The following is a 20,650-nucleotide window of genomic DNA, read 5'->3' as shown; positions in this document are numbered from 1 at the left end:
TCACCCTTCCCTCTTGATATAAGTAAGCGGGATCCGGACTGTAAATGTCGTTCCCTCTCCCGGTTCACTGTAGACCTTGATCGCACCGCGGTGCATGACAACCGCATTTCTTGCAATCGAAAGCCCAAGACCAGTTCCGCCGATCTCACGAGAATGGGATTTGTCCACACGGAAAAACCGCTCGAATATATGATCCGTATCTTCTTTCGGAATCCCGATTCCAGAATCCGCAACCTTCAGATAAAAATACTTATGATCCGCATTTAACGACACGTGTACCCATCCGTTCTCTTTATTGTACTTGATCGCATTTTCCACCAGATTCGTGATCACAAGTGCAATCTTTACCTCATCAATCTCCGCTGTCACCGGACGAAAACTCTCAAATACCAGCTCAATATTACTTTTTGCCGCAAGTGGCTGTAATCTTTTGAGAATCCGTTCTACCAGTTCATTAACATCCTGACTCTTAATATTTAAGTTTGCACCCTTCTTATCCAGTTTTACAAGATCCAGAAGGTCATTGATGATCTTATTCTCCCGCTCGATTTCTTCGGACAAATCACCCATGAATTCCCGGTAAATCTCCGTCGGTGCATCCGGCTGCATCAGCAGTGAATCCGCCAGCACCTTCATAGAGGTCAACGGTGTCTTCAACTCATGGGATACATTTGCCACGAACTCTTCTCTCGATGCATCCAGTACTTTATAGCGGTCCCACAGTTTATTAAATGCATTGGAAATCCGTTCCGTTTCATCATAAGCATTTTCATGGAGATAATTATCTCCATAGCCTCCTGCCATCTCCTCGATCGATTGAGACATCCTTTTCAGCGGCCTTACAAGCAGCATACCGATGATTGCTGATAAAAAGATCCCGATAATACTGATTGCAACCGTTGCAATTCTTGCCTTTGACTGCAATGCCTCTACATTGTCACGCAGACTGTCTGTAGAAACACTGACCAGAATCATTCCTTTTACCGGCTCTTCCCCTTTTTTGACCGGGACTGCCACTTCAATGTACCGGCTCTTTCTGTCATAACTTGCCGGCTTCTCGCCGCGGAAGCATTTGACTACATCCTCGGAAATGATCGTCTTTCCCTCCTCCAGATCATAGGTATCTTCCACAATCCGGAATTCATCATCAATAACAAGCACTCTTCCATTGTAAATATTGGATAACTGTGATAGTTCTGTATCGATCACATCAGAAACTCCCGTTTTCAGATAATCAGAATTGACCAGCTGATTACTCAGAATCGTACACTGGTTTTGAATCTCTGCTGTGCGCACGGATACGGTTCTCTGATCATAGCTTTGCAGAATCGCATTCATCAGGATCACACTGGATAATATGACAAATACGCTCAGGATCACCGTTACCCGCACTTGCAGACTTTTTATGAATTTTGGTACAAAAAATTTAACCCCTGAAATAATAGCCAACTCCCCACTTTGTGTAAACGTATTTCGGATCACTTGGATTTACTTCAATCTTCTCGCGCAGTCGTCTGATATGTACATCTACCGTTCTTGCATCTCCCGGATACTCATATCCCCAGACAATATTCAAAAGACTTTCCCTGCTGTAAACCTTGTTCGGATTCATCGCAAGAAGCTCCAGAAGATCAAATTCTTTTGCGGTAAGATTCAGTTCCCTGTCCCCGGAAAAAACTCTCCGGCTTTCACAGTCGATCTTCAGATCTCCCTTTACCACAACTTTACCGCTCGCGCTCATCCCGTCTTTTTTAGCGACCCTGCGCATGATTGCCTTCATTCTGGCCTTAACCTCAAGAATGTTGAACGGCTTTGTGATGTAATCATCTGCGCCATATTCCAACCCGAGGATCTTGTCCATATCCTCGCCCTTCGCAGTGAGCATGATGACCGGTACATCTGAGAAATCACGGATCTGTCTGCATACTTCAAATCCATCGTATTTTGGAAGCATGACATCCAGAAGAATCATATCATACTCTTTTCTTTTTACCATCTCAAGTGCTTCCTCACCGTCATATGCGCAGTCAACTTCCATATCATCCTGTTCCAGGCTGAATCTCAGTCCTTTCACGATCAGCTTTTCATCATCTACTACCAATACTTTTCTGCCCATCTTGCGCACTCCTCTACTCTACCGTTATCTGCTCCCGGATCTTCTGAAAGATTCCTTCCTTGATCCCGTCCACTTTCTTCAGATCCTCTATCTTCCTGAATCCACCGTTTGTCTCTCTATAAGCAATAATTGCTTCCGCGCGGGACTCGCCAATCCCGCTTAAGCTTAAAAGTTCAGCCTTTGTCGCGGTGTTCAGGTTTATTATTCCTGTGTCTTTTCCCATCCCGGCATCTGCCATATCCGATGGTGAACCTTCTTCTTTCAAAGTCTGTTCTTCTTCTCTGGATGGCACATAAATCCTTTGTCCATCTGTCAGATGTGCTGCCTGATTCAGATAAACCTGTCCTGCTGCCTCCGTCAGACCTCCCGCTGCTTCTATGGCATGCGTGATGCGGTCTCCTTCCTGCAGTTCATATACACCGGGTGATGCCACCTCGCCACATACATACACCCAGATCGAACCTTCTTTTTCTTCACCACCCGGATCTGCTTTTGCCTTATCCGGCTTTTCTTCGGCAGCCTTTGATTCTGCCTCGTTTTTCTTATCCCCGGCATCCGCTTCTGCAGCAGCCACACTGGTAAAGGTCTCTTCTTTTTCATGGCATGCTGACAGCATACAGCTGATTCCAAGGAAAATTCCACATATTTGATATAAAATCCGTCTTCTTTTCCGCATACATACTCCTTTTCCGCAGAGCATGTCCCCTCGTACTTCCAAGACATGATTATTGTAACGAATTTTTTTCCAAAAGACAACCTATTTCCACTGAAAAATTGTCGTGCCGATCAGAGCGATCCCCATACCGATCACTTTTCTCCAGGAAAATGGCTCTTTTTCCACACCAAATAATCCCACCAGTTCAATCAGATACGCCACAATAAGCTGAGACATAACGATCAGAAGTGCCGCCTTTGCAGGCCCGAGCTGCGCCATACTTTTGATCACGGTCCAGGTGATCCCTGCTCCGATCACACCGCCAAGCAGCATATATTTAGGCTGCACCTCTCCTATCGTGGCAATACTGTCCCTTCCCATGATCAGCCACATTACCAGGCAGATGGCAAATGCACTAAGCTGCACCCAGGCATTGCTCACCCACATTCCTGTCGTCTTTGTTACCTGGGTGTTAAATACCCCCTGCACACTCATCAGCGCTCCCGACAGCAGGGCAATAAAAAATCCGGTCATCTTTCATACCTCCTTTTCTTCTGAAAGTATATCCGATGACCGGCTCTTTTATTCTCTTATTTTTATCAGGCACCGACTTTATGCAAGTGCTTTTTTCAGGATCTCTGCCATCTCATCTACCTGGTCTTTACCGATAACAAGCGGTGGGATCATTCGGATCACATCTGTTCCAGCTCCGATGATCAGAAGTCCTTCTTCCAACGCTTTGGCTGTCACTTCACCCAGCGGCTTGGTGATCTGAAGTCCCTGGATCAATCCTCTTCCCTTTACTTTAACGGCTGCATCGCAGGTATCCACGATTTCCTGCAGTTTCTGTGTCAGATATGGTGCGATTTCATTGACATGATCGAGCATATGCTCTTTTTCAAAGATCTCAATAGTCTTGCTGACCGCTGCACAGCAAAGTGGGTTTCCACCATATGTAGTTCCGTGATCTCCCGGTACCAGCGAATTATCTGCAACTTCTTTTGTCATCGCAAATGCGCCGACCGGAACACCGCTTCCGATTGCTTTCGCCATTGTCATGATATCCGGTGTGATTCCCATCTGCTGCCATGCAAACCATGCACCGCTTCGTCCCATACCACACTGTACTTCATCGCAGATCATCAGGATTCCGTTCTCATCACAGATCTTACGGATTCCCTGCATAAATTCTTTTGTCGCTGCGTTGATTCCGCCTTCGCCCTGGATTGTTTCCAGAATAATCGCGCAGGTCTTATCATTTACCAGTGCTTTTACACTGTCAAGATCATTGTAGATTGCAAAATGTACACCAGGCATAACCGGTTCAAATGGCTCTCTGTATTCTTTGTGTCCGGTAAGTGCAACTGCACCCATACTTCTGCCGTGGAATGAATTCTCCATTGCAATAAATTCATAACGTCCGGTTTTTTTTGTGTACGCATATTTTCTTGCAGTTTTGATCGCACCTTCGATTGCTTCTCCACCACTGTTTGTGAAGAATACCTTGTACATACCGGTGATCTTTTTCAGATCTTCTCCTGCTTTACCGCAGGTTGTATTATAATACAGGTTTGATGTATGGATCATCTTGTCAATCTGAGCCTTTAATGCATCATTAAATTCCTTGTTGTTATATCCCAGAGAAGATACTGCATATCCTGCTGAGAAATCCAGATATTTCTTTCCTTCCGGATCATAGAGGTATGCGCCGTCTCCATGGTCCAATACAACCGGATAACGGTTATAAGTTTTTAAAATCGCGTCGTCCTCTTCCTGCATATACTGATTTGCCATAAGAATTACCTTCTTTCTTTGTCTTCCCTTTAATCTTCTTCACCGTTTCTTAAAATTGCAGTTCCGATACCTTTCTTCGTGAAAATCTCAAGAAGCAGGCAGTGCGGAATTCTTCCATCCAGAATATGGACTCTGGACACTCCGTTTTCAATCGCTCCTACACAGTTCTGCAGTTTCGGGATCATTCCTCCAGAAATTGCTCCGCTTTCGATCAGTTCATTCGCCTGATCTACAGTAAGAGCTGTGATCAGAGAAGATTTATCCTCGTAGTCTCTGTATACCCCTTCAATATCAGAGAGGAACGCAAGCTTCTCAGCATGAACCGCTTTTGCGATCGAATAAGCTGCATCATCCGCATTGATATTATAAGTGTTGTAATCATCATCGATTCCGACCGGGCATACGATCGGGAGAAAATCTTTATCCAGAAGATCCAGAAGAACCTCTGCATTGACCTTCTTGATATCTCCTACAAATCCAACGTCCTGTCCTGTCATGGAAAGCTTTTTATCAACTCTTAAAAGTCCGCCGTCTTTTCCACTGACACCGATAGCACGCACACCAAGTTCTTCGACCATACGAACCAGATTTTTATTAACCTTGTTCAGTACCATCTCTGCAATTTCCATGGTCTCTGCGTCCGTCACACGAAGTCCGTCGATGAATTTCGGCTCCATTCCGGCTTTACTTACCCATTTACTGATCTCTTTTCCACCGCCGTGAACGATGATCGGTTTGAATCCAACCAATTTCAAGAATGTAACATCCTTGATGACATTTTTCTGGAGTTCTTCGTCCAGCATTGCACTTCCACCGTATTTTACAACGATGATCTTACGGTTGAAACGCTGAATATAAGTAAGCGCCTCAATCAGAACTTCTGCTTTGTCCAGATACTGCTGCATATCCTGATCCATTTTGCTTACCTCCTAGCTTCTGTAATCTGCATTGATGTCAATATATCCGTGAGTCAGGTCACATCCCCATGCTGTTGCGCTTTCGCTTCCCATCTTCACATCAGCAACTGCTTTTACTTCTTCCTGTGAGAGGATCTCCGTTGCTTTTTCTTCACTGTAATCTACCGCTGTACCATTTTCGATGATCTGGATCTTTCCTGCCTTGCTCTCGAAGAACAGATCCACCTTTTCCGGGTCAAACTGTGCTCCGGAATATCCCATTGCACAGAGGATTCTTCCCCAGTTTGCATCATGTCCTGCAATTGCTGCCTTGGTAAGATTTGAGCATACAATTGATTTTGCAAGTGTCTTTGCAGTCTCTTTTGTATCTGCACCAACTACAGTTACTTCAAATAAAGCAGTTGCTCCTTCTCCGTCCCCTGCGATCTTCTTTGCAAGGTATTCGTTGATCTCATGCAATGCTTCCGCAAAGGTCTTATAGCTTTCACTGTCTACCGTGATCACTTCATTTTCAGCCATTCCGTTTGCAAGAAGAACTACAGAATCATTTGTAGAAGTATCTCCGTCTACGGAAATCATATTGTATGTATCATTGACATCATCACTGAGGGCTTTCTGAAGTGCCTCTTTTGTGATTGCTGCATCTGTTGTGATAAAGCTGAGCATGGTGCACATATTCGGATGGATCATACCAGATCCTTTTGCCATACCACCGATGGTAACGGTCTTTCCGGCAACCTCGATCTCTACTGCGATCTGTTTTTCACAGGTATCAGTCGTCATGATTGCTTTTGCTGCCTCAGTTCCGTTTGCCAGTGTATCATTTTTCTTTTCAGCAAGAGCCTTTACCCCTGCCACGATGCGATCAATTGGAAGCTGCTTTCCAATGACACCGGTCGATCCGATCAGTACACCGTCTGCATTAATTCCAAGAGCTTCTGCTGCCGCATCTGCTGTGTCCTTGCAGTAGCCAAATCCTTCCGCACCGGTACATGCATTGGCAATTCCGGAATTGACGATCACAGCCTGTGCTTTCGCACCACTCTTTACAACCTGCTGATCCCATTTTACGCATGCTGCCTTTACAACGTTTGTAGTAAATGTTCCTGCACATTCACATGGAACCTGGCTGTAGATCATTGCCATGTCGGTTCTGTCCTGATATTTGATCTTTGCTGCTGTTGATGCTGCCTCAAATCCTTTTGCTGCGGTCACACCGCCTTCGATAATCTTCATCGTATATAGCCTCCTTTAGCCCTCTTCGATAAATGCTGTAATATTTTCCTCATTTAAAACAAACTCATAGTAGTTGACATCCGGTCTCTTGGTCCATCCGATCGTATTCCAGAACGTATTGCCGATATCATTCTTGGTAAATGCGATCAGTGTGATCTTGTTGATATGTTCCTCTTTCAGAGCTGACATTGCATAGGCAACCATGCTCTTTCCGATCCCATGACAGCGGTACGCCGGATCTACACATACATGATAAAAACATCCGGTTCTTCCGTCGTGTCCGCAGAGGATTCCTCCTACTACTTTTCCGTCTATTTCGGCGATCACACTGGTTGTCGGATTCCTTTTCAGGAATCGTTCCACGCCTTCTTTTGAATCATCTATGCTCCGGATTCCAAATCCTTTGATCCGCATCCAAAGTGCATGAAGCTGGTCATAATCTTCTACTGTCATCGCACGAATAATTGTTGTCATATATTTTCCATTCCTTTTCTTTTTCTGCCATGTTCTACGGGAACATCGGAACCAGATCAAGACCTTCACTTTCCGGAAGTCCAAAGATCAGGTTCATGTTCTGTACAGCCTGTCCTGCTGCACCTTTTACCAGGTTGTCGATCGCACCCATCATAATGATACGGTTTGTTCTCGGATCGATCTTAAATCCGATATCGACATAATTGCTTCCTTCTACCCATTTTGTTTCCGGGTAAACATCTTTCTCCAGAACACGGACAAATTTTTCATTTGCATAATATTTATCGTAAACTGCTTTTACTTCTTCCCAGGTAACATCCTTTGTAAGCTTCGCGTACTCTGTTGCCAGGATTCCTCTGTTCATCGGAACCAGATGCGGTGTAAAGTTAATCACAACCTCTTTGCCGCTCGCATATCCAAGCTGTTCCTCGATCTCCGGTGTATGTCTGTGTGTTGCCACACCGTATGCTTTCATATTCTCATTGACTTCACAGTACAGGTTCGGAACCTTTGCCCCTCTTCCTGCTCCGGATGTTCCGGACTTGGCATCAATGATCAGCGTATCCATATCGATCAGTCCTTCTTTTGCCAGCGGATAAGCAGTCAGGATGGAGCATGTTGTATAGCATCCAGGATTGGCGATCAGTCTTGCGCCTTTGATATCTTCTCTGTTCACTTCACACAGTCCGTAAACTGCTTCTTCGATAAACTGCGGGCTCTTGTGCTCAATACCGTACCATTTTTCGTAAGTCTTGACATCTTTGATACGGAAATCTGCGCTCAGGTCGATGATCTTAACCTTTGATAAGATTTCTTCATTAACTAATGATGCGCACAGTCCCTGTGGAGTTGCTGTGAAAATCACATCTACCTGATCTGCAAGTTGTTCCATATTATCATCTAAACATACCGCATCTACGATCTGAAACATATTGCGGTATACATCTGCATATTTCTTATCGATATAGCTTCTTGAGCCAAACCATTTAATTTCTACGTCTTTATGTCCTGTTAAAATGCGAACCAGTTCTCCTCCGGCGTAACCGGTAGAACCGATGATTCCTGCTTTAATCATGTAAACCATCCTTTCGTAAATGCCGTATTTGTGTATAGATAGGCATAATCATAAATACTATAAACCCATTAATCCCTATTGTAAAGGGGTTCGCGGTAATTGGGGGAATGTTTTCCGATTGGTTTAGTATACATGGTTTTATTTGGTAAAGCAAGTGGTTTTTTGATTTTTATGCATGTTTCTGTATATTTTTATGTGTAATTTCTTATTTTTATGCATTTATATTTATTTTTATGCATTGTTATGCATTTTTATTATTATAAGATGCATTAGGTCTGTATTCTTTTTATTGACTATTTTAGGAAAATTCAATTAGTATTAAGGAAGTGATTGTAAAGGAGTTGTTATTTTATGGAACGGGATCTTACTTCGGGGAGTGTTTTTCGGAATGTGATTTATTTTTCGCTACCTTATTTTTTATCTTATTTTTTACAGACGCTTTATGGGATGGCGGATCTTTTTATTGTTGGGCAGTTTGATGGGGTTGCCAGTACAACAGCGGTTTCGATTGGGAGCCAGGTGATGCATATGTTGACGGTAATGATCGTGGGGCTTGCGATGGGGGCTACAGTTTCAATCGGGCAGTCTATTGGAGCGGGCGATAAGAAAAGGGCTTCTGTGTTTGTGGGAAATACGGTGATTTTGTTTATGGGGATTTCTCTGGTGCTGGCGGTTTTGCTTCTGTTTTTTGTGAAGCCGGCTGTTGCCGTGATGTCTACACCTGCGGAGGCTGTGTCAGGAACGGCAGCTTATCTGACGATCTGTTTTCTCGGGATTCCTTTTATTACGGCGTATAATGTGATCAGTTCGATTTTCCGCGGACTGGGGGATTCTAAAAGTCCGATGTATTTCATCGCAGTTGCATGTGCGGTGAATATTATACTGGATTATCTGTTTATCGGATTTTTCCATCTGGGAGCTTCCGGTGCTGCTCTTGGCACAACACTTTCCCAAGCGTGCAGTGTTCTGTTTGCATTGATTGCCATTAAACGTAAGCAGACCGGACTTTCTTTTTCCGGAGACTGTTTCCGCCCACAGAAAAAACCGCTTGGCAAAATTCTGAATATTGGGATTCCGGTAGCGCTTCAGGACGGATTTATTCAGATTGCTTTCATTATTATTACGATCATTGCCAACCGGCGCGGACTGAACACAGCCGCTGCTGTCGGCATTGTGGAAAAAATCATCAGCTTTCTGTTCCTGATTCCGTCTTCCATGCTTTCGACTGTTTCTGCACTCGCAGCTCAGAATATCGGTGCCGGAAAGTATGACCGTGCAAAGCAGACGCTTCGCTATGCCATGATGATCGCCATTGGATTTGGTCTGGTCGTCTCTATATTGATCCAGTTTATCGCAGCTCCGGTTGTCGGACTTTTCACTGCAGACGCAGCCGTTATTCTTCTCGGCGCACAGTACATTCGCGGATATATCTGGGATTGTATTTTTGCCGGCGTTCATTTCAGTTTCAGCGGATACTTCTGTGCATGCGGAAAATCTGGAATTTCATTTTTACATAACCTGATCGCTATTTTGTGCGTGCGTATTCCGGGTGTTTATCTGACTTCAAAAATTTTCCCGCATACACTGTTTCCGATGGGACTCGCAACCGCTACCGGCTCCTTATTGTCTGTGATCATCTGCATCATTGCTTACCGATGGTTATGTGAAAAATCCGGAAAATAGAATACAGGATCGGACTCTTACGGATTTCTCCAGATCATCAAAAATGGTGACTCACTACGAGCCACCATTTTTGATGATCACTTATCTGATATGCGCTTCTTCATGTGCAAGCAGCCATTCTTTCTTTTCAAGTCCACCGGCATATCCGGTCAGGCTTCCGTCGCTTCCGATGACCCGGTGACATGGAATAATCACAGAGATCGGATTATGTCCGACCGCACCTCCGACTGCCTGCGGCGAGATACTTTTCGCGCCCCGTTTTACTGCAAGGATCTTTGCGATCTTTCCATAAGTAATGGTACATCCATATGGGATTTTTGCGATAATCTTCCATACTTCTTTTCGGAAATCACTTCCTGCAGGTGCAAGAGGAAGTTCTTCCGGATCCGGATCCTGCCCTGCAAAATACCGATCCAGCCAGTACTCTGCCTGATCCAGTACCGGCAAGTCTTTCTTCTCCTCAAAATCTTCTACAATCTTGTCCATATAGTATTTCTGTCCTTCAAACCATGCACCGACAAGTACATCCTCCCGTGCTCCAAGCGTAATTTTCCCGATCGGCGAATCATAGTAGCTTACATACAGCATTTTTCATTCTTCCCCTTTTTCATCCGTCCTGATACCCATGTTTTTGAGGATTGCGAGAGTGCAAAGCACGTAGCAATCTGGTATCAAAGGGGTCAAAATACCTTTGGACCCCAACATCTTAAAAATAAAAACAAAATTCCTTAACTTTTGTATCATTCAAATTATAAAATGGAGATTTTTTCCTGTCAATCTTCTTATCCGCGAATTTGTCCATTTCCAAAGATCACATACTTTTTCGTGGTAAGGGCTTCCTGCCCCATCGGTCCGCGGGCATGAAGTTTCTGGGTACTGATTCCGATTTCCGCCCCGAATCCAAATTCGTTTCCGTCAGTAAATCTGGTTGACGCATTGACATACACTGCCGCCGCATCTACCCTCTCCTGAAAATACAGTGCATTTGCATAATCCTTCGTAATAATCGTCTCGGAATGCCCGATGTTCCATTTGTTGATGTGCCGGACGGCATCACAGATAGTTGGAACAATTTTTACAGAAATAATCGCATCCAGATATTCCTGTCCCCAGTCACTTTCCTGTGCCCAAGCGATCCGCTCATCAATCTGCCTTGCCGCTTCGTCTCCCCGGATCTCTACCCCTTTTGCCGAAAGCCGGTCACAGATCACCGGAAGCGCCTCCTCTGCAATTTTCTCATGAATCACTAAGGATTCACATGCATTGCATACACCAAGCCTCTGCATCTTTGCATTCTCGATAATCTCCGCTGCCATCTGGATATCAGCAAATTCATCCACATAAATATGGCAGTTCCCCGTCCCGGTCTCAATCACCGGAACCGTACTGTTCTCCACCACAGATGCAATCAGTGAAGCACCTCCTCTTGGAATCAGTACATCCAGATAGTCCTTCATCCGCATCATTTCCATAGCCGACTCCCGGCTGGTATCTTCAACCAGAATCAGCGCATCCGGTTCCATTCCCTTTTTCGCAAGTGCCCCACGGATCATCTCTGCTATAGCCCTGCAGGAATTTGCTGCTGCACTTCCTCCTTTTAAAACGGCGACATTTCCGGTCTTAAAGCAGAGTCCAAAGGCATCTGCAGTCACATTCGGACGGGCTTCATAAATGATTCCGACAACACCAAGCGGAACTCGTTTTTCTCCGATCTGCAGTCCGTTTGGCCTTATTTTCATGGAAATGATCTCTCCCAAAATATCCGGAAGTGCTGCAATCTTCCTAAGTCCTTCTGCCATTTTCCGGATTCTGTTTTCATTTAGAAGAAGCCGGTCGATCAGTGGCTCTGTCATCTTATTTTTTCTTGCAAGCATAATATCCTTTTGGTTTTCTTCTATTATATATGCCTGTTGTGCCACCAGCGCATCTGCCGCCAGGATGAGCCCTTCCTGTCTTTGAATTACATTTAAAAATGCGACCGTTTCTTTTGCACTGACTGCACGCTTTCCAAGCTCTTCCATATAGATTTTTTTCTCTGCTCTCTGTTTCATTTCATTCACCTCTACTTTCCCACAGCCATCCGATACTGTATATTTCTTTTCAGTCTCCGCTCCATCCTGTACGCATCTCTTTCCGGTCCAAACTCATTTTCCCCGTCATAGCGGTGATTCTTTGCAAGAAACAGCGTACCGACTTTCTTTCCTGCCATAATATCATTAATTGCATAAATATTATCGCCATTTGCGATCACCATATCTGCTCCCGCTTCTGTTGCAATCTTGGCTGCCTCGATCTTTGTCGCCATACCACCGGTTCCGACTGCGCTTCCGGCTCCTTTTCCCATCTTCTCCAGTTCTTCATCAATCCGGTTCACGGTATGCACAAATCTTGCTGCCGGATTAGTTCTTGGATCATCCGTATAAAGTCCCTCGATATCTGACATCATGATCAAAAGATCCGCCTCCACCAACGCCGCCACATCCGCAGACATAGTATCATTATCGCCAAAATTTCCATAGCTGTCCGCATCCACGGAAATAGCATCATTTGCATTGACGATTGGAACCACATTCATTGCCAGAAGTTCTTCAAATGTATCTCTCGCATGGATACGGCATGTCTTGCTGTAAACAGATTCTTTCGTCAGCAGCACTTGTGCGGTGAGCTGACTGTATTCCGCAAAAAAATTCTCATAGATCATCATCAGGCGCCCCTGCCCTACTGCTGCACATGCCTGTTTGACAGAACCAGCTGGCTTCTCACTGATTCCAAGGACATTTTTTCCGATACCGACTGCACCGGAAGATACTACGATTATCTCTTTTCCGCGGTTTCTGAGATTGATCAGTACACGGACAAATTTCTCCAGTTTTTCCAGATTGATGTTACCGGTTTTTGCATAGGTGACAGTGGAGGTTCCCACTTTGATGACGATTCGTTTCTTTTCCTTTAGAGTGGCTCTTAATTCCATTTCGTTTTTCCTCTTTTCAATTCATATTCTTAGTAGGTATAAATAAAAGAAGCAGAAAAAGAGTATGCGGCGATACCTTTTTCTGCTTCTTTTTTCACTATCGAATCATAATACTTCAATGACTGAACCAAACCTATCACTTTTTCATTCCATCCGAAATGAACATTTTAAGCTGTATATATTGGATACACGCATTCCCTGATCTGCAATATTGAATTTTCTGTTCTGTGCCCTTGAAGGACACGGTCGATGCGGGAATGTAGGAATGAAAAATACACTGCCTTCTGCCAGCAATGTCAGAACGAAATCAAATATGTTATTCTTATTCATTTTATGCATATCACTCATCTCGCCGGTTCCTTTCTTCCTTTAGCGTGTTACCTTGTTACTTTTTGTTATATTTTACGGGTTTTTGTGTAAATGTTAGGTATTTTTCTGATTTATCTTTATATTTTCTGTTTAATCTTCTTCTATCCTTCTTTTTTCTTACTACTCTCTTTCCTTTTTTATACATAATTATGCATATTTTATGTATATTTTTACTTTTATTTGCATAAAATAACATTTTTAAAAGTTTTTTCATTTTATTATTGCATAAATATAAAAAATAGTGTATAGTGGGTTGTGAATTGAATACAAAAGAAAATTTTTAGGAGGTTTATATACAATGAAAGAAAAAGTAGTTCTTGCATATTCTGGTGGTCTTGATACTACCACACTGATCCCTTGGTTAAAGGAGACATTTGATTACGAAGTTATCTGCTGCTGTATCGACTGCGGACAGGGCGAAGAGCTGGATGGTCTTGATGAAAGAGCAAAACTCGCAGGTGCTTCTAAATTATACATCGAAGATATCACTGATGATTTCTGTGACAACTATATTATGCCATGTGTACAGGCAAATGCTGTTTACGAAAATGCATACCTTCTCGGAACTTCTATGGCTCGTCCGGCAATCTCCAAGAGACTTGTTGAAGTAGCAAGAAAAGAAGGTGCTACTGCTATCTGCCACGGTGCTACTGGAAAAGGAAATGACCAGATCCGTTTCGAGCTTTCTATCATGGCTCTTGCCCCGGATCTTAAGATCATCGCTCCTTGGAGAATGACAGATCTGTGGACACTTCAGTCACGTGACGATGAGATTGCTTACTGTAAAGCTCACGGAATCGATCTTCCGTTTGACGCAAGCCACAGCTATAGCCGTGACCGTAACTTATGGCACATCAGCCACGAAGGACTGGAACTTGAAGATCCATCCTGCGAACCAAATTACGCTGATCTTCTTGTTCTTGGAAATACACCGGAAAATGCACCGGATGAAGATGAATATGTAACCATGACATTTGAAGAAGGTGTTCCGAAGACAATCAACGGCGAAGCCATGAAGGTTTCTGATATCATCCGCAAACTCAACGAACTTGGCGGCAAGCATGGTATCGGTATCGTTGATATCGTTGAGAACCGTGTTGTTGGTATGAAATCCCGTGGTGTTTATGAAACTCCTGGTGGAACAATCCTGATGGAAGCTCACAAACAGCTTGAAGAACTGGTTATCGACCGTGCTACCATGGAAGTTAAGAAAGATCTTGGCAACAAACTCGCTCAGGTTGTATACGAAGGAAAATGGTTCACACCACTTTGTGAAGCTCTTCGTGCTTTCGTAAAATCTACCCAGAAATATGTTACAGGTGAAGTTAAATTCAGACTTTACAAAGGAAATATCATTAAAGCCGGAACTACTTCTCCATACTCACTTTACAATGAATCTCTGGCAAGCTTCACAACTGGTGATATGTACGATCATCATGATGCAAGCGGATTCATCACTCTGTTCGGACTTCCGCTGAAGGTTCGTGCGATGAAGAATCTTGAGGTAAACAACAAATAATTGTATATCCCCATACTGACAGATTTAAAGGACGTTGATATGAAATTATCAGCGTCCTTTTTCTGAGCAAGCCAACGCTTAAAAGGTTCCGCTTTTGGCGAGGGTCTACATGAAATGTAAGTTTCACTCCAACAGGCTCGTCAGGCATACAATGTCATTTTTATAATTATGCTATAGTAGTTATCAGCCATTTATGATTCATATAAAGGCATATCCACCCCGTATTCTCTATCAATCCCCATACAGATCTGCTCAAATATCTGATTTGGCAGATATACACCTTACTTTCCGCTTTCAGGCAGCTCTCCCAGTGATAGTTTCCCCGGCACAACGCAGTTCCAAGACCGGGAGACGCGCGCAAAGTGAGATCATATTTCAGGCGATACTCCCCTGGTTTTATTTCGGGAAGTTCCTTACAAAATTGCAGATCTGGCATGAATTTCATTCCCATTTCTTCTGCTTTCTATCATTATATGATACCACAGGCACAGTCGTTCTTATTCTGTCAGTTCTTGCTCTTTAATCTTCAACCAGTCCTCTTTCCACTACATTTTCCACGGCATCCATCTGTTCCAGGATTTCTTCACGGCGTTCATCCAAAAGTAAACCTTTGTTGTATTTGTAATACATCGCACAGTCATTTTCCCGCAGGAACGCAATGCTGTACACATTACTGTTGAGTTCCGTGACAAATACTGCCATTTCCTGGCTCTCGCCGAAAGCAGATTCCAGGAATTCAAAGCAGTGATTCAGCGTTTCCAGTGTCTTATCTGCCATTTGCTCTCTCTGCTCTTCTTCGCTGTCAAATGTGGCCTTTACAGACTCAAATTCCGGAGCTTTCTGGTATTCTTCCAATTTGCATAAAATACGCTCCATACGGTGCATTTCCGCCTTTGTAAGCTGTCCGGCGGCCTTCTTCTGTTCAACTTCCCGCCTAAGAGACTGAATTTTCGCAGCAAGGACCTCTCCCGGAACTGCACCTTCCTTTTGCAATTCCTCTTTATAAGCACACAGCTGAGCAAACAGTCCCTCCACAAATTTTTCCATCTCATATTCTTCTTTAAAAAGTTCTGCCATCTTTCCGACCAGAAGATTTACCACACCCAGTCGCTCATCAAACGACGCAAATTTCAAACGTTCTAAGGTATCTTTTTCATAATATCCTGCAAGGATCCGCTCCAGTCCATACTCCTTCTGATACTTTCGGTAAAGCTCCAGATAATTTGCAAAATCCTTCGCTGTCTTCCAGTGCTGGAGGTACTGATGCACAACCTCACGATCCACCTCTTTACCAAGCTTTTCATAAACCTGGATCAATCTTGACAGGTCTTCCCATCCTCTGGCTGTGACAAACATTTTTCCATCTACTGTATTTTCCATACGATAGAAATTCTCTTTTCGAAGTTCCAGATAAGAAAGCACTGCAGGATGGATTCCAACCTGATACGCATATTCCTTCCAGACATCAAAATCAGCTTCCACATCGATCCGCTTGATCCGGTCCAGTGTCACCACATCAAATTCCCGCACCGACTTATTATATTCCGGCGGATTCCCTGCCGCCACAATGATCCATCCCTCCGGCACACTCTGATTACCAAACATCTTGCACTGTAAAAACTGCAGCATAGTCGGCGCCAACGTCTCTGAAACACAGTTGATCTCATCGATAAACAGGATTCCCTCTTTCATGCCGCTCTGCTCTATCTTTTCATATACAGCAGCAATGATCTCACTCATCGTATACTCGGTTACCGAATACTCTTTTCCACCGTAGATCTTTTTCTGAATAAATGGAAGCCCGATCGCACTCTGTCTGGTATGGTGCGTGATCGTATACGCAACCAGTCCGATCTCACATTCCCTTGAAATCTGCTCCATGATCTGTGTTTTTCCAATTCCCGGAGGTCCCATCAGAAGGATCGGTCTCTGATGGATTGCCGGAATCTGATATTCTCCATATTCATCCTTCATCAGGTATGCCTGCACCGCATCCTTGATTTCCTGTTTTGCACGTTTAATATTCATCTATTTCTCACTCCTCTCAAATCTTCTTCATCCAGAACCAGTTTCATCGCCCACGGCGGAACTTCCTGTTCTTCTGCCCCGTCGTCCATAAATACAAACGCGGTCTGGTATGGCGGCATTTTCTGCGGATAAATCCCCTGTCCATCGGTAAAATAGATCACACCCTTCAGTTCAGTGAACCGGTGCGTCGCGATCAGCTCATCAATATAGGCAAACGCCGGTCTGAAATCCGTTCCACCTTCCCCGACAAGATCCAACTTTTCCATATATTCCTGTAATTCTTCTTTACAGGTAATCTTCCGGTCCGACTGCACCTGGTCATCACATTGTATAATGTGGATATTGACTCTCTGAAAAAAGCTCCCTGCTTCACTTAAAATGCCATAGGTCTCCTCCAGAAATTTTTTTACCAGATCTCCTGAACAGGACATGGAAGTATCGATCACGATTGCAAAATCCTCCACTTTTTTCACTTCTTTCCACTCCTGCGGCTCGATCAGAGGCATATTTCCATAAAGGCGCAATCCATAACTGTAAAATACATAATCAAAGCTGTCATCATCCACGGTAACCTCTTCCTTCAGCACAGCAAATTTGCGCAGAAAGCTGCGGTAGTCATATCGCTGTCGGTTCTCAACCCGGACCTGATCCAGAAAATGCCCGGTATTTGATGCTGCTTCTTTCGAAAAAGTTTCCATATCGGTCTGCATTTTCTCGCTGATATCCTGCCACCTCTGGTTCATCTCACTTTTCCGGTCATCATCCTCATCTTTTGCCCAGTACTTGTGGTCATCCACGGTAAATTCCCGAACCATGCGCTCCATTTCCCGGTTCGAAAGCTTCCATCTTACCAGTACTCCATAAATTTTTTCCGCTGTAAATACCTTGATTTCTTCTTTCAGATCCCGGTAAGTTCTCTGTCTGATCCAGGACTGGCTTTTTCGTATATTCTGGAGGTTCCAGTCGTCAATCACAGATTCTACCGCAATATCCGCCGCCAGGTTCCATACAAGCTCTTCCCGTCCATTTCTGCGAAATACATGTCGGAAAATGCAGTGCAGAACCAGATGTAGATAGGCGCGGTTTACTCCGATCCGGTTCTGCCTGTACTCACCTCCCAGCATCTGCCCGTTAAAATACATTGTCTCTCCGTCTGTAGCAAGAAGGTCTACCGAAAAATCCTGTACATAATAAAACGCCGAAAGCGCCACATCCATAAATCTCATCTTCATATACAGTTCGTTCCTCGTCAGAACCAGTATTTTATGTCCGATTTCTTCCAGACCCTGTTCTAATGACATTTCTTCCAATCTTTCCACCTTCTTTTACAATACAAACTTTTTCTTCTTTTTTGGAAAACTACGGTAACGCTCGTCCATCAAAATAGCTGAAATCTCGGTCTGTCCTGCATCTGCCGCATAAGTAATCGTTTTTCCCAACGCTTGTTCATCAAAATAATGCTCTCTGCAGCAAAAAAGCAGAACCTCCTGCGGATCTCCGGCGGCGATTTCGCGTCTTTCTTTCACCGCATGGATACAGCTTTCTCCAATTTCTTCCATATGCGCCTTTACATAATTTTCATAGCGCAGCTTCGCCGCATCTTCCAGCTTCCACGGATATCGCAGACGCGTCAGAGCCACACTGAAAATTGCCTCTTCCGAATCTCTTGCTTCAGAAAGTGCAAACAGCCGGTCGTATTTTCCATAATCCAGTTCCCGCCGGTAAAAGCACTCCCTGTACTCTCCACCGGAACCATAATAATGCGTCTCCACGATCCGCGCCGGCGTATTTTCCACCGCATCTGCGTAATATTCCGGAAACAGGATCTTTGTCTCCGTTCCCTGATAACGCAGTGTTGCAATGATCTGATACCGGATCTCCGTCAGAATTTCCTTAAGACAGGACTTATTTCCATCCATAAAATCAATCTCCACCTTCTCCAGACGGCATCCGGTAAATACCCCGCTACCCATCCGCACGATTGCATCTGTCCCATGGAAAAGTTTCAGATTCATACATCCATAAAACGCATAATTTCCAATTGACTGTACGGTAGACGGAAGATGGATCTCCCTTACTATTCCACCACAGCAGAGTTCTTCCGGCTGCGCAAAACGATCATCTTCTTCATCTGTCTCTGTCTGATAAACAGATGCATTTTTCTCTTCTTCATCTTTATGCAGTGAAAATGTATATGGAGCAATGCGGATGACAGGAATTCCCTCTATCTGCTCCGGTACTTTTATGATTCCTGAATCCTGCCAGATCCTGAGAATTTCAAGTCCGTTTTCTATTTTCTGATATTGTATCTTCATAAATTTCACTCCTGAAATTGATTCTGTCTGTTCTATCCAATTAAGGATTATAGCAAAAAAAAGCAGATTTTTCCATTATCCACTTCACACAATATATCGAAATTTCACGAAATGTATCGTTATGAACAAAATTATTTACATATCTATAGAATTCCTTTATTCTATAGTTAGATAGTCGGTATGAATATTTGAAGGAGGTACTTATGTATGACGTCAGGCATGTATTAAGAAAAGCCGGTCTCCGTTCCACCTACTCTGGTTATAACTATCTTGTTTCAGCAGTCGCTCTCGTTCTCAAAGATCAGGAATTTTATATGAAGAACGTAACCTCTAATCTCTACTGTGTTGTCGGCGAGCAGTATGGCGTTTCCAACATGTGCGTTGAAGCCGCCATCCGCACAATGATCAACAGTTATTGGAATCAGAATTCTAATAAAATTTTAAGCCCGCTGCTTGGTTATCCTGTATTTGACAAACCGACCGCATCCGAATTTATTTCGATGCTGGCAGATTATATCCAGGATCATTCCCCTCGTTAATTATAAGATACTGCGTAGAATTTATGCATTATCGCATATCAGCATGGTATACACAGAATAACATTAGTAGGCCGGCATTAAACAAGGTGCAGCCTATGAGGTTGCACCTTGTTTATCGAATCGGATTTTTATAACATAATTTTTATAATTGGGGACGTTTTTCCATACTCGCTGTTTTAGTTGCCACAGCTACAATTTGAATCCTTATCAAACTCCGGATTGATTGCATAAAAGTTCTTACTGTTCAGATTATCCTGAACGATTCTTAAACTTTCTCCAAATCTTTGGTAATGTACAATTTCCCGTTTTCTTAAAAACCGAATTGGATCACATACTTCCGGGTCTTTTACAAGCCTTAAAATGTTGTCATACGTCGTCCTGGCTTTCTGTTCTGGCACGACCTTGTAAGTACAACATATACAAAAATATAGAGGGTAAAGCAGATATTCCGCCTTTCCAGTGTATCAATTCAGACGTTCAGAAATGAGCGTCTATTTTTTTACCCTAAAACCAGAAAGGACGTGATACCACGAAGAAATCACCACCGCCGGAGCGTTCCCCTCCGCTTCCAGACCAGAACCCAAAAACAACTATCAAACACAACATTCAGAAAGGACAGGTACATCTATATGGAATTAAAATTCGTTATCCCCAACATGGAAAAAACATTCGGCAACTTGGAGTTTGCCGGAGAAGACAAAACAGAACAGAGAAGAATCAACGGACGCATGGCGGTACTCTCTCGCAGCTTCAACCTTTATTCAGACGTACAGAGGGCGGATGATATTGTGGTTATCCTCCCTGCCGAAGCCGGAGAGAAACATTTTGACTTTGAAGAACGTGTAAAGCTCGTCAATCCCCGTATCACCGCAGAGGGCTATAAAATCGGCACAAGGGGCTTTACCAACTACATTTTGCACGCTGACGATATGGTAAAAGCATAAGGAAAAGGAGGACAT

Annotated in this window: 19 protein-coding genes and 1 pseudogene; 4 read left to right on the top strand and 16 right to left on the bottom strand. The window is 43.7% G+C overall.

Annotation, left to right across the window (positions count from 1 at the left end; all coding sequences use genetic code 11):
- The 9 genes from PG766_RS00355 to argC all read right to left on the bottom strand — a co-directional run bounded on the left by PG766_RS00355 (position 1) and on the right by argC (position 8,267).
- Complete coding sequence (locus tag PG766_RS00355; protein WP_117823965.1) at positions 1–1,482, bottom strand: sensor histidine kinase; 1,482 nt, start codon at positions 1,480–1,482, stop codon at positions 1–3.
- On the bottom strand, positions 1,427–2,116 hold the full coding sequence (locus tag PG766_RS00350; protein ID WP_008374691.1) for a response regulator transcription factor: 690 nt from the start codon (positions 2,114–2,116) through the stop codon (positions 1,427–1,429). The genes PG766_RS00355 and PG766_RS00350 overlap by 56 nt, the downstream gene beginning before the upstream one ends.
- Positions 2,117–2,129: 13 nt before the next feature.
- Positions 2,130–2,792 (bottom strand): helix-hairpin-helix domain-containing protein, encoded by a 663-nt coding sequence (locus tag PG766_RS00345; RefSeq protein ID WP_022220712.1) that lies wholly within the window; start codon positions 2,790–2,792, stop codon positions 2,130–2,132.
- 81 nt (positions 2,793–2,873) lie between these two features.
- Complete coding sequence (locus PG766_RS00340; RefSeq protein ID WP_008374687.1) at positions 2,874–3,305, bottom strand: DMT family transporter; 432 nt, start codon at positions 3,303–3,305, stop codon at positions 2,874–2,876.
- A 78-nt stretch (positions 3,306–3,383) separates the two neighbouring features.
- Positions 3,384–4,565, bottom strand: a complete 1,182-nt coding sequence (locus PG766_RS00335; protein WP_117823966.1) for an aspartate aminotransferase family protein — start codon at positions 4,563–4,565, stop codon at positions 3,384–3,386.
- A 29-nt stretch (positions 4,566–4,594) separates the two neighbouring features.
- Positions 4,595–5,482: an acetylglutamate kinase gene (gene argB / locus PG766_RS00330; RefSeq protein WP_008374684.1), complete on the bottom strand. Its 888-nt coding sequence runs from the start codon at positions 5,480–5,482 to the stop codon at positions 4,595–4,597.
- A 12-nt stretch (positions 5,483–5,494) separates the two neighbouring features.
- Positions 5,495–6,718, bottom strand: coding sequence for a bifunctional glutamate N-acetyltransferase/amino-acid acetyltransferase ArgJ (gene argJ / locus PG766_RS00325; protein WP_117823967.1), 1,224 nt, complete (start codon positions 6,716–6,718; stop codon positions 5,495–5,497).
- Between the two features lie 15 nt (positions 6,719–6,733).
- Positions 6,734–7,183: a GNAT family N-acetyltransferase gene (locus tag PG766_RS00320; RefSeq protein WP_044999341.1), complete on the bottom strand. Its 450-nt coding sequence runs from the start codon at positions 7,181–7,183 to the stop codon at positions 6,734–6,736.
- Between the two features lie 43 nt (positions 7,184–7,226).
- On the bottom strand, positions 7,227–8,267 hold the full coding sequence (gene argC, locus PG766_RS00315) for an N-acetyl-gamma-glutamyl-phosphate reductase (protein WP_022220715.1): 1,041 nt from the start codon (positions 8,265–8,267) through the stop codon (positions 7,227–7,229).
- A gap of 351 nt (positions 8,268–8,618) precedes the next feature.
- Between argC and PG766_RS00310 the strand changes: the two genes are divergently transcribed.
- The gene (locus tag PG766_RS00310) at positions 8,619–9,950 is read left to right on the top strand and encodes an MATE family efflux transporter (protein ID WP_118198454.1); all 1,332 of its coding nucleotides are present in this window, start codon (positions 8,619–8,621) and stop codon (positions 9,948–9,950) included.
- An 81-nt stretch (positions 9,951–10,031) separates the two neighbouring features.
- On the opposite strand, the gene PG766_RS00305 is transcribed toward PG766_RS00310, so the two are convergent.
- The 3 genes from PG766_RS00305 to proB all read right to left on the bottom strand — a co-directional run bounded on the left by PG766_RS00305 (position 10,032) and on the right by proB (position 12,921).
- Positions 10,032–10,538 carry a methylated-DNA--[protein]-cysteine S-methyltransferase gene (locus tag PG766_RS00305; protein WP_118198455.1) on the bottom strand — a complete coding sequence of 169 codons (507 nt, stop codon included), beginning with the start codon at positions 10,536–10,538 and terminating at the stop codon, positions 10,032–10,034.
- 194 nt (positions 10,539–10,732) lie between these two features.
- Positions 10,733–12,001: a glutamate-5-semialdehyde dehydrogenase gene (locus PG766_RS00300; protein ID WP_118198456.1), complete on the bottom strand. Its 1,269-nt coding sequence runs from the start codon at positions 11,999–12,001 to the stop codon at positions 10,733–10,735.
- 11 nt (positions 12,002–12,012) lie between these two features.
- Positions 12,013–12,921, bottom strand: coding sequence for a glutamate 5-kinase (gene proB / locus PG766_RS00295; protein WP_270590230.1), 909 nt, complete (start codon positions 12,919–12,921; stop codon positions 12,013–12,015).
- Between the two features lie 667 nt (positions 12,922–13,588).
- Between proB and PG766_RS00290 the strand changes: the two genes are divergently transcribed.
- Complete coding sequence (locus PG766_RS00290) at positions 13,589–14,809, top strand: argininosuccinate synthase (protein WP_008374664.1); 1,221 nt, start codon at positions 13,589–13,591, stop codon at positions 14,807–14,809.
- A gap of 519 nt (positions 14,810–15,328) precedes the next feature.
- Here PG766_RS00290 and PG766_RS00285 read toward each other — a convergent pair.
- Genes PG766_RS00285 through PG766_RS00275 form a run of 3 tightly spaced genes read right to left on the bottom strand, consistent with a single transcriptional unit; the run spans position 15,329 to position 19,152 of the window.
- Positions 15,329–16,837 carry an ATP-binding protein gene (locus PG766_RS00285; RefSeq protein WP_118198459.1) on the bottom strand — a complete coding sequence of 503 codons (1,509 nt, stop codon included), beginning with the start codon at positions 16,835–16,837 and terminating at the stop codon, positions 15,329–15,331.
- Entirely contained in the window at positions 16,834–18,138 is a 1,305-nt protein-coding gene (locus PG766_RS00280; protein ID WP_118198492.1) for a vWA domain-containing protein, read from the bottom strand. The genes PG766_RS00285 and PG766_RS00280 overlap by 4 nt, the downstream gene beginning before the upstream one ends.
- A 24-nt stretch (positions 18,139–18,162) precedes the next feature.
- A complete protein-coding gene (locus tag PG766_RS00275) occupies positions 18,163–19,152 on the bottom strand; it encodes a leucine-rich repeat protein (RefSeq protein ID WP_117823971.1) in 990 nt (329 codons plus the stop codon).
- A 203-nt stretch (positions 19,153–19,355) separates the two neighbouring features.
- On the opposite strand from PG766_RS00275, the gene PG766_RS00270 reads away from it, so the two are divergent.
- On the top strand, positions 19,356–19,691 hold the full coding sequence (locus tag PG766_RS00270) for a sporulation initiation factor Spo0A C-terminal domain-containing protein (protein ID WP_270590229.1): 336 nt from the start codon (positions 19,356–19,358) through the stop codon (positions 19,689–19,691).
- Positions 19,692–19,867: 176 nt separating this feature from the next.
- On the opposite strand, the pseudogene PG766_RS17015 reads toward PG766_RS00270, so the two are convergent.
- Positions 19,868–20,083, bottom strand: a pseudogene (locus PG766_RS17015) (manganese catalase family protein); the annotation flags it as partial.
- A gap of 237 nt (positions 20,084–20,320) precedes the next feature.
- On the opposite strand from PG766_RS17015, the gene PG766_RS00260 reads away from it, so the two are divergent.
- The gene (locus PG766_RS00260) at positions 20,321–20,635 is read left to right on the top strand and encodes a YdcP family protein (protein WP_002578441.1); all 315 of its coding nucleotides are present in this window, start codon (positions 20,321–20,323) and stop codon (positions 20,633–20,635) included.
- Positions 20,636–20,650: the final 15 nt, after the last annotated feature.

Source organism: Coprococcus sp. LG101-27, from assembly GCF_027695515.1.
In the GTDB taxonomy this organism is placed as follows: domain Bacteria; phylum Bacillota; class Clostridia; order Lachnospirales; family Lachnospiraceae; genus Allocoprococcus; species Allocoprococcus comes.
The sequence above is the reverse complement of the archived record's forward strand: the minus strand, read 5'-3'. Positions and strand labels throughout refer to the sequence as shown.